The 13,896-nt window shown below is 70.4% G+C and carries 11 protein-coding genes; 2 read left to right on the top strand and 9 right to left on the bottom strand.

Translation table 11 applies throughout. The features are described from left to right. Positions 1 to 74 precede the first annotated feature (74 nt). From IEQ44_RS07265 to IEQ44_RS07230, 8 genes are all read right to left on the bottom strand, one after another. Positions 75 to 1,037 (bottom strand): tRNA (adenine-N1)-methyltransferase, encoded by a 963-nt coding sequence (locus IEQ44_RS07265; RefSeq protein ID WP_193637761.1) that lies wholly within the window; start codon positions 1,035 to 1,037, stop codon positions 75 to 77. A 10-nt stretch (positions 1,038 to 1,047) separates the two neighbouring features. Beyond that, on the bottom strand, positions 1,048 to 2,211 hold the full coding sequence (locus tag IEQ44_RS07260; protein ID WP_319804545.1) for a site-2 protease family protein: 1,164 nt from the start codon (positions 2,209 to 2,211) through the stop codon (positions 1,048 to 1,050). 28 nt (positions 2,212 to 2,239) lie between these two features. Further along, on the bottom strand, positions 2,240 to 3,301 hold the full coding sequence (locus IEQ44_RS07255) for an ABC transporter ATP-binding protein (RefSeq protein WP_193637760.1): 1,062 nt from the start codon (positions 3,299 to 3,301) through the stop codon (positions 2,240 to 2,242). 11 nt (positions 3,302 to 3,312) lie between these two features. Next, positions 3,313 to 4,335 carry an ABC transporter ATP-binding protein gene (locus tag IEQ44_RS07250; protein WP_193637759.1) on the bottom strand — a complete coding sequence of 341 codons (1,023 nt, stop codon included), beginning with the start codon at positions 4,333 to 4,335 and terminating at the stop codon, positions 3,313 to 3,315. Continuing rightward, positions 4,332 to 5,282: an ABC transporter permease gene (locus IEQ44_RS07245; protein WP_319804544.1), complete on the bottom strand. Its 951-nt coding sequence runs from the start codon at positions 5,280 to 5,282 to the stop codon at positions 4,332 to 4,334. Before IEQ44_RS07245 ends, IEQ44_RS07250 begins: the two co-directional genes overlap by 4 nt. Then, positions 5,279 to 6,283 carry an ABC transporter permease gene (locus tag IEQ44_RS07240; protein ID WP_193637758.1) on the bottom strand — a complete coding sequence of 335 codons (1,005 nt, stop codon included), beginning with the start codon at positions 6,281 to 6,283 and terminating at the stop codon, positions 5,279 to 5,281. Before IEQ44_RS07240 ends, IEQ44_RS07245 begins: the two co-directional genes overlap by 4 nt. A 72-nt stretch (positions 6,284 to 6,355) precedes the next feature. Continuing rightward, complete coding sequence (locus IEQ44_RS07235) at positions 6,356 to 7,999, bottom strand: ABC transporter substrate-binding protein (protein ID WP_193637757.1); 1,644 nt, start codon at positions 7,997 to 7,999, stop codon at positions 6,356 to 6,358. Between the two features lie 124 nt (positions 8,000 to 8,123). Beyond that, positions 8,124 to 8,834: an HAD family hydrolase gene (locus tag IEQ44_RS07230; RefSeq protein ID WP_319804543.1), complete on the bottom strand. Its 711-nt coding sequence runs from the start codon at positions 8,832 to 8,834 to the stop codon at positions 8,124 to 8,126. Between the two features lie 119 nt (positions 8,835 to 8,953). Between IEQ44_RS07230 and IEQ44_RS07225 the strand changes: the two genes are divergently transcribed. Then, the gene (locus IEQ44_RS07225; protein WP_193637756.1) at positions 8,954 to 9,115 is read left to right on the top strand and encodes a hypothetical protein; all 162 of its coding nucleotides are present in this window, start codon (positions 8,954 to 8,956) and stop codon (positions 9,113 to 9,115) included. Between the two features lie 55 nt (positions 9,116 to 9,170). On the opposite strand, the gene metH is transcribed toward IEQ44_RS07225, so the two are convergent. Continuing rightward, entirely contained in the window at positions 9,171 to 12,821 is a 3,651-nt protein-coding gene (gene metH / locus IEQ44_RS07220; RefSeq protein ID WP_438861845.1) for a methionine synthase, read from the bottom strand. 228 nt (positions 12,822 to 13,049) lie between these two features. On the opposite strand from metH, the gene IEQ44_RS07215 reads away from it, so the two are divergent. Further along, positions 13,050 to 13,895 carry a PAC2 family protein gene (locus tag IEQ44_RS07215; protein WP_193637754.1) on the top strand — a complete coding sequence of 282 codons (846 nt, stop codon included), beginning with the start codon at positions 13,050 to 13,052 and terminating at the stop codon, positions 13,893 to 13,895. Position 13,896 lies beyond the last annotated feature (1 nt).

Below are 13,896 nucleotides of genomic sequence, written 5' to 3'. Positions count from 1 at the left end.
GCGCCCGTGCGGGTCACGATTTGGCGACGACCCGCGCCACCCGGTCGAGCAACGGCGGACGGTCGCCGCCCGACTCAGCCCTCCGTCGTCTCCAGCCCCACCTGGGACGGGAGGTCGGCGGGGCGGGGTCCGGTGTAGTCCGGACCGTACGCCCCGGGCGCGGGCCTGCGCTTCTTGGTGGGCGGTCGCTGGCCGGGCGCCATCCGACGGGCGGTGACGAGGAAGGCGGTGTGACCGATCATCTTGTGTCCGGGACGCACCGCGAGGCCCTCCACGTGCCAGTCGCGCACCAGCGACTCCCACGGCTGCGGCTCGGTGAACCCACCGTGGGCCCGCAGGGTCTCCACGATGCGGGAGAGCTGGGTCGTGGTGGCCACGTAGGCGCAGACGATGCCGCCGGGCGCGAGGGCGTCCGCCACGACGTCGACGCACTCCCACGGCGCGAGCATGTCGAGGATGATCCGGTCGACGGGCTCGGTGAGGGTGGGCAGCTGCTCGACCAGGTCACCCACGCGCAGGTCCCAGGCAGGATGGTCGCCGCCGAAGAACTGGGTGACGTTGCGGCGGGCGACGTCGGCGAACTCCTCGCGACGCTCGAAGCTGACCAGCTGTCCGTGCGGGCCCACCGCCCGCAGCAGTGAGCAGCTGAGAGCGCCGGAGCCCGCGCCGGCCTCGACGACCGTGGCGCCCGGGAAGATGTCGGCCATCGCCACGATCTGGGCGGCGTCCTTCGGGTAGACCACGGCCGCCCCGCGTGGCATGGAGACCACGAACTCCGAGAGGAGCGGACGGAACACCAGGTACTCGCCCCCGGCCGAGGAGGTGACGGTGAAGCCTTCCTCGCGCCCGATCAGCTCGTCGTGCTCGAGGTGGCCGCGGTTGGAGAAGAAGCGCTTGCCCTCGACGAGCTCGAAGTTGTGGCGGCGGCCCTTCTGGTCCGTCAGACGCACCCACTCCCCCGGACGCAACGGGCCACGGTGGACACCGGCCCAGGCGTGCGGAGGGACGTCGTCACGGACGGTGGGAGCGTCAGGCATGGGCTGCACCCTAGTCGGCGCGTCGACGGAACGCGCGATCGACGTCGACGGTCGACAGGACCCCGAAGACCTGGCCGTCGTCCTCGACCAGCAGGTACTCCTGGGCGGGACGTCGACCAATGGCGGCGACCAGCTCCTCCCCGGCGATGTCGGCGCTCAGCGCCAGACCGGGTTCGAGGGGCCGCGCCACGCCCTGCACCGGCAGCCACGGCCGACGCTCGACGGGCACGGCCAGCAGGGCGGTCTCGTTGACCAGCCCGACGGGGCGCCCGTCACGGTCGGCGGTGACGATGCTGCCCGCCGCGGCCTCCTGCGCCGTCCGCACCGCGGCGGCGAGGGGCGCGTCCTGCGGGACCACCACAGCGCGACGAGCGAGGCTCCGGCCCACGAGGTGCGGGATCCGCGAACGCAGGCGCGCATGGACGATGGCGGCCGAGGCGCCGCTCCACAGGAAGAGGGCGATGACGACCGCGAGGAGGTAGTCGACGAAGAGTGGAGGCGTGCCCAGGAGGGCCTCCTGGTAGACCGGCCAGCCGAGGGCCAGCACGGCCAGCACCCGCCCGGCCCAGCCGGCGACCAGCGTGCCGCGGTGCGGGCTGCCGCCAACCTGCCACACGGCCGACTTCAGCACCCGGCCTCCGTCGAGGGGAAGCGCCGGCACGAGGTTGAGCATGCCGATGAGCAGGTTGGCGCCGGCCAGGCCCTCGACCCCGACGCGCACGACGCCCTCGGGGGTCACGAACCACAGCCCGAGGGCCGCCCCTCCCACGGCCAGGGAGGTGAGCGGCCCCACCACCGCGATCCAGAACTCCTGACGGGCACTGCGCGCCTCACCCTCCACCGCCGTCATCCCTCCGAGGAAGTGCAGGGTGATGGAGGTGACCCGATGCCCGTACCGCTGGGCCATCCAGGCGTGGGAGGCCTCGTGCAGGAGGACCGAGAGGTAGAGGATCACCGCGAAGGCGAAGCCAGCGACGTACTTCCACCCGCCCAGGCCGGGTTCGACCTGGTCGATGCGCGGGGCCACCAGGACGGCGATCAACGCTGCCACGAGGAACCACGAACCACTGACCAGCACGTCGGCTCCGGCGATGGAGCCCAGCCGCAGCGTTCCTGCCGGACGCGGCTCTGACGATCGGTCGTCGCCGCGGCCGGGCGCAGGCGGGTCGGTCACCCCTCCAGCCTAGCCGAGGGCGTACGCCTCACCCCGGGGCGCGCACGGCGGGGTCCTGGAGCACCGGCAGCAGGGCTCCGCTGGCGATCTCCTCCGCAAAGTGGCACGCGACGCGGTGGCCGGTACCGAGGTCGCGCAGCACCGGTCGCTCGGTGTCGCAGCGGGTCTCCTGCCGGAACGGGCACCGGGTGTGGAAGCGGCATCCCTGCGGCGGGTTGGCCGGCGAGGGCAGGTCGCCTCGCAGGATGATGCGTTCCCGCGTGGCCTCGACGACGGGGTCGGGCACCGGCACGGCCGACATCAGCGCCTTGGTGTAGGGATGCAGGGGCGCCGCGTAGAGGTCGTCGGAGGGCGCCTGCTCGACGATGCCCCCGAGGTACATCACCGCCACCTCGTCGGAGACGTGACGCACGACCGCCAGGTCGTGGGCGATGACCAGGTAGGTGAGGCCGAGCTCGCGCTGCAGGTCCTCCAGCAGGTTGAGCACCTGCGCCTGGATCGACACGTCCAGGGCGGAGACGGGCTCGTCGGCGATGATGAAGCGGGGCTCCAGGGCCAACGCCCGTGCGACCCCGATCCGCTGGCGCTGGCCACCCGAGAACTCGTGGGGATACTTGCGGGCCGCGTTGGCCGGCAAGCCGACCTGGTCGAGCAGCTCGCGGACCTTCGTGGAGCGCTCGTGCGGGATGCGGTGGGCCCGCAGGGGCTCGGTCAGGATCGTCTCCACCGACTGGCGTGGGTTGAGGCTGGCGAGCGGGTCCTGGAAGACCATCTGCATCTGCTGCCGCTGGCGCCGCAGGGCCTCCCCCTTGAGCGAGGCGACGTCGACCCCGTCGAAGAGCACGCGGCCCTCGGTCACGGGCGCCAGCCGCAGGACGGCGCGGCCCAAGGTGGACTTGCCGCAGCCGGACTCCCCCACCAGGCCGAGGGTCCGGCCCGCGGGGATCTCGAGGTCGACACCGTCGACCGCCTGCACGGCGCCGACCTGGCGGTTCAGCAGGAGACCGTCCCGGATCGGGAAGTGCACCTTCAGCCCCTCGATCCGCACCAGGGGCTCCGCGGGGGTGGCGCTGCCTGACGCCGGGTTCATGGAGGTCTCCTTCACTGGGCCACGCCCTCGCTGCCGGGAGCGGTCACGCCGTCGACACCCAGTGGGTGGTGGCACCGCAGGAGTCGGTCACCGGTCGCCTCGAGGTGGGGCGGCACGGTCGTGCAGTCGTCCTGGCGGTGGGGGCAGCGAGGCGCAAAGGCGCACCCCTGGGACCACGGCAGGGTCTGGGTGGGCGACCCGGGGATCGGCACGAGGCGCTCGCCCCGCGGGGAGTCCAGGCGGGGGATGCTGGCCAGCAGTCCACCGGTGTACGGGTGGCGCGGGGTCGCGAACAGCTGGTCGCGCGCGCTCGCCTCGACGATCCGTCCGGAGTACATGACGTTGACCTGGTCGCAGAGGCCGGCGACGACCCCGAGGTCGTGGGTGATCATCAGCAGGGCGGCGTCGGTGTCGGCGACGAGCTCCTTGAGCACCTCCAGCACCTGGGCCTGGATGGTCACGTCGAGGGCGGTGGTGGGTTCGTCCGCGATGAGCAGTCGGGGACCGCACGCGAGCGCGATCGCGATGAGCACGCGCTGCCGCATGCCGCCGGAGAGCTGGTGGGGATACTCACCCAGGCGTCGGGCCGGGTCGGGGATCCCGACGCGTTCGAGCAGCTCACCGGCCCGTCGGCGGGCCTCCTTGCGCGAGGAGGTCTCGTGGCGCAGGAGCACCTCGGTGAGCTGGACCCCGATCGTCACCACCGGGTTGAGGGAGGTCATGGGGTCCTGGAAGACCATGGCGATCTCCCGGCCGCGGATCTTCGCCATGGCGGAGTCCGGCGTCGTCAGCAGGTTCTGGCCGCGGTAGAGCACCTCGCCACTGACCTTGACGCCGCGTCGGGGCAGCAACCCCATCACGGCCAGGGAGGTCACGGACTTGCCGCTCCCGGACTCTCCCACCAGGCCCACGTGCTCGCCGGGGTGGATGTCGAAGCTGACCTCGTCGACCGCGGTGGTGGCGGCCTGTCTCTTCAGCCCGAACTGCACGCTGAGGTTGCGGACGCTCAGCAGGGGCTCACCAGCGCGGCTCATCGACGGCTCCTCGGGTCGAGTGCTTCACGCAGGGCCTCTCCGAAGAGGGTGAATCCCAACGCGGTGACGGCGATCGCGGTGCCCGGCAGGATGGCGAGCAGCGGCGCGACCTGGAAACGGTCCTGGGCGGCCACGAGCATGCGACCCCACTCCGCGACTGCCGGATCGGGCTGCCCCAGCCCCAGGAAGGAGAGGGCAGCGACCTCGATGATGGCGGTGGCCAGGTTCAGGGTCGCCTGGACGATGGTGGGCCCCAGGGCGTTGGGCAGGATGTGACCGATGACCACCTTGTGACGCTTGATGCCCAGCGACTCGGCGGCGAGCACGTAGTCGGAACGCCCCTGGCTGATCATCGACCCGCGCAGCAGGCGGGCGAAGATCGGGACCTGGGCAACGCCGATGGCGATCATGACGGCGTAGGGGTTCTGCCCCAGCACGGCGGCGATGCTGACCGCCAGCAACAGGCTCGGGACCGACAGCATGATGTCGACCAGGCGCATCACGACGTTGTCGATCCACGAGCCGACCCGGCCACCCACCGCGGCGGCACCGCCGGCGAGCGTGCCCAGCAGGGTGCCGAGGGTGAGACCGATGACCGTGGCCACCACGCCGTAGACCAACGACTGGCGTGCGCCGTAGACCATCTGCGTGAACAGGTCGGAACCGAAGCGGTCCAGGCCCAGCAGGTGGTCCTCGCTGGGACCGGGCACCGACGAGGGGGTCACCTGGCCTGACCACTGCGCCGACCCGGGCTCGTAGGGAGTCAGGAACGGCGCGGCGAGGGCGACGAGCACGAAGGCGGCGACGATCAGGGCACCGACGATCGCGGCGGGGTTGCGCCGCAGGCGACGAGCTGCGGCGCGCCACAGGCCGACCCCGGGTTCGTCGTCCGGGAGGCCGAGGAGGTCGGGGCTTCCGGCCTGTGCGGGAGGGAGAGGGATCGTCACTGGACACGCACCCGGGGGTCGATGATGCCGTAGGCCACGTCGACGGCAAGGTTGATGAGGGCGTAGATGAGGGCGATGAAGAGGATGTAGCCCTGCAGCACCGGGTAGTCGCGCTGGCCGATGGCCTCGAAGAGGTACTTCCCGATGCCACTCCACCCGAAGACCGTCTCCGTCAGGACCGCCCCGCTCAGCAGCAGCCCTGCCTGGAGCCCGATGGTGGTGACGACGGGCAGCAGCGCGTTGCGCAGGACGTGACGCCGAGAGATCAGGCCGGACGCGAGGCCCTTGCTGCGCGCGGTGCGCACGTAGTCGTCGGAGAGCACCTCGGCAACCGCCGCGCGGGTGATGCGCACGATGATCGCGAGCGGGATCGAGGCGAGCGCGATCGAGGGCAGGACCAGGTGGACGGCGGCGTTCCATGCCGCGTCCCACTCCTGGGTCAGGATGCCGTCTAGCACGTAGAAGTTGGTGACGTGGGTGGCGTCCATCCGTGCGTCCTGCCGGAGGCTGGTCGGCAGCCAACCGAGCCAGTCGGCGAAGACGAGCTTCAGCATGATCGCCAGGAAGAAGACCGGGGTGACCACGCCCAGGAGCGAGCCGGAGACGATGAAGGTGTCGAGGAAGCGCCCCTGGTGCTTCGCTGCCCAGTACCCCATGGGGATGCCAGCGACCACGGCGATCATGAGCGCGGCGAGCGCCAGCTCCACCGTGCCCGGGAAGCGGTCGAAGAAGCTCTCCACCACTGGCTGGCCGGTGGTGATCGAGCGTCCCAGGTCGCCCTTGAGCAGGGCCTGGACGTAGGTCAGGTACTGCTGGAGCACGGGCTCGTTGAAGCCGTAGACCTCGTTGACCCGAGCGATGCCTTCAGGTGTCGCCCGCTGGCCGAGCAGGGCCCGTGCCGGGTCGCCGGGCAGGGCCCGGACCCAGGCGAAGAGGAGGATGGAGAGTCCGGCCAGGACCGGCACCATCAGCGCCAGACGGCGCAGGATGAAACGAAGCACGGGAGGTGCACCTCTCGGACGGGGAACGCGTGGGGCACCGACCGGCGGTGCCCCACGCGTGAGGAGCTGACGTCAGCCGACGCTGACGGTGTTGAACACCTCGTCGTTGACCGGGCTCTGCTGGAAGCCCTCGACGTCGGGGCCGAAGGCCAGCGACGGCGACGGGTGCGCCAGCGGCACGCCCGGCAACAGCTCCATGGTCATCTCGTTGATCTCCTCGTAGAGGGGCGTCTGCTCCTCCACGCTCGGGATGCCCCGGGCCTCGGCGATCTTGTCGAAGAGCTCCTGGTTCTTGAAGCCCCACTCGGCCTGCTCGGTGCCGAAGAAGACGCCGACGAAGTTGTCGGAGTCGTTGTAGTCACCGGTCCACCCGAGCAGGTGGATGCCGTGGTTGGCCGTTCCCGTGATCTTGTCCAGGTAGTCCGGGGTCCAGACGTCGGCGACGGGCTTGATCTTCAGGCCGACCTCCTGCAACTGCGAGCGCAGCACGTTGAAGGTGTCCTCGGGCGACGGCATGTAGGGACGCGAGACGTCGGTCGGGTAGTTGAACTCGATGGTCGCGCCCTCGGCGCCAGCCTCCTTGAGGAGGTCGCGGGCCTTCTCCGGGTCGTACTCGTACTCGGTGACGGAGTCGCTCCAGCCGTTGACCGACTGCGGCATGAACTGCGTGGCGATCTCGGAGCCCTCGGGCAGCGAGGCGGCCGCGACCGCGTCCTTGTCGATCGCGTGGGCGATCGCCTGGCGCACCCGGATGTCGTCGAGCGGCTTGGTCTTCTGGTTCAGGCCCAGGTACAGCACGGTGAAGGGGGCACGCGGGATGACCTGCATGCCCTCGTCCTCGAGGGGCTTGAGGTCGGCCGGACCGATCAGGTCGGCGCCGTCCACGTCACCGTTGCGCACGGCAGTCGCACGGGCCGCCGGGTCGCTGATGGCGACGACCTGCACGGTGTCGACCTTGGCCTTCTCGCCCCAGTAGTCGTCGTTGCGCTTGAGGGTCACGCGGCTGCCGCGGTCCCACGAGTCGAAGACGAACGGACCGGTACCCGTCGGGTGGGCCGTCGAGTACTCGGTGGTGTTGACGTTCGCGGCGGCGTCGTCCTGGTACTTCTCGAGTGCCGTCGGGCTCTGCATCGACAGCGCCGGCAGCGACAGCGCCGCGGTGAAGCCGGCGAAGGGAGCGTTGAGGGTGATCTTGGCCTCGTGGGTGTCCGTCGCCTCGCAGGACTCGTAGATGCCCTTGCCCTTCTTGGGGCCCTTGGCGAAGCCGCGGAACAGCTTGGCGTAGTAGTACGCGAAGTCGTCGCTCTGCACCGACTCCGGGAAGTTGTACCAGCGGTCGAAGTTGAAGCACACGGCCTCGGCGTCGAAGTCGGTGCCGTCGTGGAACTTCACGTCGTCGCGCAGGGTGAAGGTGTACTCCAGGCCGTCCTCGCTGTTCTCCCACTCGGTGGCGAGCAGCGGGGCGGGGTCGGCGGTCCCGGGCTCGGTGCCGACCAGGCCCTCGAAGATCTGACGGGCGACCCGGAAGGTCTCACCGTCGGAGGCGAAGGCGGGGTCGAGCAGCTTGGGCTCGTCGGAACCGGCGAAGACGAAGGTGCCGCCGGAGGCTTCCTCGTCGTTGCGCTCACTCTCCGCGCAGCTGGTCAGCAGGAGCGCGGCAGCGGCCACGCCGACCGCGCCGATCCTTGCTCGACGTCGTACGGCTGTCTTTCTCACGTGCAACCTCCAGGTAGCGCCCGGCCCCAGTGCGGGCGATTCACGCACAGTACTCACGGATGAGTGGACCGGGGCCGCTGCGACGCATAACCATTCGGCAACGATCGCCCCCTCGCCAGGCGGGTCAGGCGCGGGCGCGGAGCAGTGCGTCGAGGTCCCCGGGGTGGAGGCCGACCAGTGAGTCGGCGAAGGTGCGGGGCGGCCCCGGGGGCACCGGGACGTGCAACGGCACGCAGAGCACGGCGCACCCGGCTGCGGCGGCCGAGCGCGCGCCCGTGTCGGAGTCCTCGATGGCCACGCAGTCCTGCGGCGCCACGCCCAGCTCGGCGGCAGCGCGCAGGTAGGGCTCCGGATCGGGCTTTCCGCGCGTGACGACGTCGCCGGTGACCACGGCGTCGAACCCCTGGTCGCCGAGTGCCTCGAGGACGGGGTCGACCAGTCGGCGGTAGGACATGGTGACCAGGGCGGTGGGCACGCCCGCGCTGCGGAGGTCGGCCAGCAGCTCCCGGGCACCCGGGCGCCAAGGCACCCGGACCCGGGTGCGCGCGACCATCAGGTCGAGCAGCTCCTCCACCACCTGCTCCGGCGTCAGGTCGATGCCCATGTGCTCGCGGATGTAGCGACCCGACTCGAGCAGGTCGTTGCCGACCAGGTTGAGTGCGTGCTCGTCACTCCACGTGCCCGCGTGACGCTCCGCGAGGGCGTACTCGCTCTCGAACCAGTAGGGCTCGGTGTCGACGAGGGTGCCGTCCATGTCCCAGAGGACGGCTGCGGGCAGCCTCTGACCACCTTCCTCGTGCTGACCTGCTGGTCCACGAGACGACGCGGTGTTCACCAATGCCCTCCAAGAAGCGCCGTACGACTGACGAGGCGAGTCTGCACCCTGGCTGCGTCCTCTCCCCCATCGCCGCAGAGGCTTTGCTTCCGCTGGGGGGGGTGGCATGGGTTGGCTCCATGGCCGCCGCTCACGACCTCGAGACCGTCACCCGGCTCACCTCAGGGCCGGGCCTCGTCCAGGTCCGCGGTCAGGAGGGCGCACCCCTGTTGGTCCTGGGCTTCACGGCGTTCGCCCCCTACCAGCGTTTCGGCAACGGCGGGGCGTGCGGCGTCCGCTGAGGCGCACGGTCCAACGCCCGACGCAGGTCCGCGACGACGACGGGGTCGGAACCGATCAGTCCTCGGGGTCGTAGCCCAGGTTGGGAGAGAGCCACCGCTCGGCCTCGGCCAGTGTCCAGCCCTTGCGCTCGGCGTACTCGGCGACCTGGTCCCGACCCAGCCGCCCGACGTTGAAGTACTGGGAGTCGGGGTGCGAGAAGTACCAGCCCGAGACCGCCGCGCCCGGCCACATCGCCATCGACTCGGTCAGGGTGATGCCGGTGGCCGCCTCGACGTCGAGCAGCTCCCACAGCAGCGCCTTCTCCGTGTGGTCGGGGCAGGCCGGGTAGCCGGGCGCGGGGCGGATGCCGCGGTAGCGCTCGGCGATCAGGTCCTCGTTGGTCAGCTGCTCGTCCGACGCGTGTCCCCAGTGCTCGGTACGCACGAGCTGGTGCAGGCGCTCGGCGAACGCCTCGGCGAGCCGGTCGGCCAACGACTCCAGCAGGATGGCCGAGTAGTCGTCGAGCTCGGCGCGGAAGGCAGCCACCCGCTCGGGGGCGCCGAGCCCGGCCGTGACCGCGAACGCGCCGACGTGGTCGGCGATGCCGGTCTCCTTGGGCGCCACGAAGTCGGCCAGCGAGCGGTTGGGCATGCCGGAGCGCTTCTCCCCCTGCTGCCGCAGGTGGTGGAGGGTGGTGAGCACGGTCGTACGCGTGTCGTCGGTGTAGACCTCGACGTCGTCGCCGACGGCGTTGGCCGGGAAGAGTCCCAGCACCGCGTTGGCGGTCAGCCACTTCTCCTCGATGATGCGGTCCAGCATGGCCTGCGCGTCGTCGTAGAGCTTGCGGGCCGCCTCGCCCGTCGTGGGGTTGTTGAGGATGTCGGGGAAACGACCCCGCATCTCCCAGGCGTTGAAGAAGGGACCCCAGTCGATGTAGTCGCGCAGCTCCGCGAGGTCGTAGCCGGTCAGCACGTGGGTGCCGGGGCGTGCCGGGGCCGGGGCCTCGTATCCGCTCCAGTCGATCGGGGTGCGGTTGGCCCGGGCCGTCTCGATGTCGACCATCGGCCGGTCGTGCTTGGCAGCGTGTCGGGTGCGCAGCGCGTCGTAGTCGGCCTTGACGTCGGCCATGAGGCCCTCGCGCAGCGGAGGACTCAGCAGGGCGGCGGCGGTGGGCACGGAGCGTGAGGCGTCCTTCACCCACACGACGTCGCCCTCGTAGCGCTGGTCGATCTTCACCGCGGTGTGGGCCCGCGACGTGGTGGCTCCGCCGATCAGCAGGGGGATGGTGAATCCCTGGCGCTGCATCTCGGAGGCCACGTTGACCATCTCGTCGAGGGAGGGCGTGATCAGGCCCGAGAGCCCGATGATGTCGGCGCCGACCTCCTTGGCGGTGTCGAGGATCTTCTGCGCAGGGACCATCACGCCGAGGTCGATGACCTCGTAGTTGTTGCACTGCAGCACGACACCGACGATGTTCTTGCCGATGTCGTGGACGTCGCCCTTCACGGTCGCCACCACGATGGTGCCGTTGGTGTCCTTCGACGCGGCGAGCGCCGGGTCGAGCGCCTTCTCCTTCTCGATGAAGGGGATCAGGTAGGCCACGGCCTTCTTCATCACGCGGGCCGACTTCACGACCTGCGGCAGGAACATCTTGCCGGCACCGAAGAGGTCGCCCACCACGTTCATGCCGTCCATCAGCGGACCCTCGATCACCTCGATGGGTCGCCCGCCACGCGCCTCGATCAGCGCACGCAGCTCCTCGGTGTCGGCCTCGACGTGGGCGTCGATCCCCTTGACCAGCGCATGGGTGATGCGTTCGGAGACGGGCAGGTCACGCCACTCCTCGGCAACCGCCTCGGCGGCCTCGCCCTTGCGGTTGTGCGCCTCGGCGACCTCCAGCAGTCGCTCCGCAGCGTCCGGACGTCGGTTGAGCACGACGTCCTCGATCCGCTCGCGCAGCTCGGGGTCGACCTGGTCGTAGACCACCAGGGCGCCGGCGTTGACGATGCCCATGGTGAGTCCGGCGCGGATGGCGTGGAAGAGGAAGACGGCGTGGATCGCCTCGCGCACCGGGTTGTTGCCCCGGAAGGAGAAGGAGACGTTGGAGATGCCGCCCGAGACCTTCGCGTGCGGGAGGTTCTCACTGATCCACCGGGTGGCCTCGATGAAGTCGAGCCCGTAGCTCGCGTGCTCCTCGATGCCCGTGGCCACGGCGAAGACGTTGGGGTCGAAGATGATGTCCTCGGCCGGGAACCCGACCTCGTCGACCAGGATCCGGTAGGCGCGTTCGCAGATGGCGATGCGGCGGGCGAGGTTGTCGGCCTGGCCGTCCTCGTCGAACGCCATCACGACCACCGCCGCGCCGTACTTGCGACACAGTCGCGCCTGCTCGCGGAACGACTCCTCGCCCTCCTTCATGGAGATCGAGTTGACGACGGGCTTGCCCTGGATGCACTTCAGGCCCGCCTCGATGACCTCCCACTTCGAGGAGTCGACCATCACCGGCACGCGGGAGATGTCCGGCTCGGAGGCGATGAGCTTCTGGAACCGCTCCATCGCGGCGACCCCGTCGATCATCCCCTCGTCCATGTTGACGTCGATGATCTGGGCGCCGTTCTCCACCTGCTGCAGCGCGACGCTGAGGGCGGTGTCGTAGTCCCCGTCCTTGATCAGCGTGCGGAACCGGGCCGAGCCGGTGATGTTGGTCCGCTCCCCCACGTTGACGAAGAGGCTGTCGTCGTCGACGGTGAAGGGCTCCAGGCCGGCCAGACGCATGGCGGGCGCGACCTCGGGCACCTCACGGGGCGCCACTCCCTCGACGGCGTCGACCATGGCGCGGATGTGGTCCGGCGTCGTGCCGCAGCAGCCGCCGACCATGTTGACCAGGCCCGCCCGGGCGAACTCGCCGATGACGGCCGCGGTCTGGTGAGCGGCCTCGTCGTACTCGCCGAAGGCGTTCGGCAGACCGGCGTTGGGGTACGCGGAGACGAAGGTGTCGGCGAGACGGCTCAGCTCGGCCACGTAGGGGCGCATCTCGTCGCCGCCCAGCGCGCAGTTGAGCCCGATGAGCAGAGGGCGGGCGTGGCGCACCGAGTTCCAGAACGCCTCGGTGGTCTGGCCCGACAGGGTGCGACCGGAGGCGTCGGTGATGGTGCCGGAGATGATGACCGGCCAGCGGCGGCCGTACTCCTCGAACATGGTCTCCACCGCGAAGATGGCGGCCTTGGCGTTGAGGGTGTCGAAGATCGTCTCGATGACGAGGAGGTCGGCTCCCCCGTCGACCAGTCCTCGCGCCGCGGTGCCGTACGCCTCCACGAGCTCGTCGTAGGAGATGTTGCGAGCACCGGGGTCGTTGACGTCCGGGGAGATGGAGGCCGTGCGGGTGGTGGGTCCCAGTGCTCCACCCACGTAGCGACGCCGGCCCGGGTCGGTGGCCTCGGCCCGGTCGCACTCCTCGCGGGCCAGGGCCGCGGAGGCGCGGTTCAGCTCGTAGGCCAGGTCGGCCATGTCGTAGTCGCCGAGCGAGACCGCGTTGGCGTTGAAGGTGTTGGTCTCGATGATGTCGGCGCCCGCGTCCAGGTACTCCCGGTGGATGGCGGAGATGATCTGGGGCTGGGTCAGCGACAGCAGGTCGTTGTTGCCCTGCACGTCGAGGTGCCAGTCGGCGAACCTCTCACCTCGGTAGCCGGCCTCGTCGGGGCGGTCGCGCTGGATCGCGGTGCCCATCGCGCCGTCGATGACCACCACGCGACTGCGCAGGAGCTCGGCGAGCTCCTCGGTGCAGTCGGGACGGTGGGCGGGCGCGATGTCGGTCGACACAGGGCTCCTTCGAAGTCGGGCGGCGAGTCCTCTCCAGCCACAGTAGGTCGCTGTCCGGTGGCTGGACAGGCATTCCGCATCGTGACACCGCGGATGGTGCGGCGCGAAATCTCGGACGCGGCCTAGGCTGGAGAGGTGATCGAACTCGACGCCCTGACCGACCTCGTCGACCCGGTGGTCATCGCTGCCTTCGAGGGGTGGAACGACGCCGCCGACGCGGCCTCCAGCGTGGTGCAGCACCTGATGGACGAGTGGGACGCCACGGTGGTGGGTCGGGTCGACCCCGAGGACTACTACGACTTCCAGGTCAACCGCCCGGTCGTGGGGCTCGACGAGGACGGCAACCGGACCCTCGAGTGGCCCGGCACGCTCGTGGCAGTGGCCTCCCCTCCCGACCTCGACCGCGACGTCATCCTGGTGCGCGGCATCGAGCCGAGCTTCCGGTGGCGGCAGTACACCGCCGAGCTGTTGGCCGCCTGTGACGACCTCGGCGCGCAGCTGGTCATCACGCTCGGAGCACTGCTGGCGGACACCCCCCACACCCGGCCGGTGCCGGTGTCGGGCACCGCCTCCACCCAGGATCTCGCCAAGAGCGTCGGTCTCGAGGTCTCCACCTACGAGGGGCCCACCGGGATCCTCGGAGTGGTCCAGGATGCGTGTGCCCGGCTCGACATCCCTGCGGTGTCGTTCTGGGCCGCGGTCCCCCACTACGTGCCGCAGCCACCCTGCCCCAAGGCGTCGCTGGCGCTGGTGGGCCGGCTCGAGGAGCTCCTCGGCGCCACCCTGCCGTTGGGCGAGCTCGCCGAGGACGCCAAGGCTTGGGAGCGCGGCGTGGAGTCGTTGGCGGAGGACGACGAGGAGGTCGCCAACTACGTGCGGCAGCTGGAGGAGGCCCGCGACGCCGCTGACCTCCCGGAGGCCTCTGGCGAGGCGATCGCCCGTGAGTTCGAGCGCTACCTCAGGCGACGCGGCCAGGAGTGAG

It is taken from the genome of Nocardioides malaquae (assembly GCF_015070385.1).
Taxonomy (GTDB): Bacteria; Actinomycetota; Actinomycetes; order Propionibacteriales; family Nocardioidaceae; genus Nocardioides; species Nocardioides malaquae.
The sequence above is the reverse complement of the archived record's forward strand: the minus strand, read 5'-3'. Positions and strand labels throughout refer to the sequence as shown.

Excerpts from the sequence above, each read along its gene's own strand:
- IEQ44_RS07265 (WP_193637761.1), bottom strand. The coding sequence starts at position 1,037 with ATGCCTGACGCTCCCACCGTCCGTGACGACGTCCCTCCGCACGCCTGG.
- IEQ44_RS07255 (WP_193637760.1), bottom strand. The coding sequence starts at position 3,301 with ATGAACCCGGCGTCAGGCAGCGCCACCCCCGCGGAGCCCCTGGTGCGG.
- IEQ44_RS07250 (WP_193637759.1), bottom strand. The coding sequence starts at position 4,335 with ATGAGCCGCGCTGGTGAGCCCCTGCTGAGCGTCCGCAACCTCAGCGTG.
- IEQ44_RS07225 (WP_193637756.1), top strand. The coding sequence starts at position 8,954 with ATGGCCGCCGCTCACGACCTCGAGACCGTCACCCGGCTCACCTCAGGG.
- metH (WP_438861845.1), bottom strand. The coding sequence starts at position 12,821 with ATGGGCACCGCGATCCAGCGCGACCGCCCCGACGAGGCCGGCTACCGA.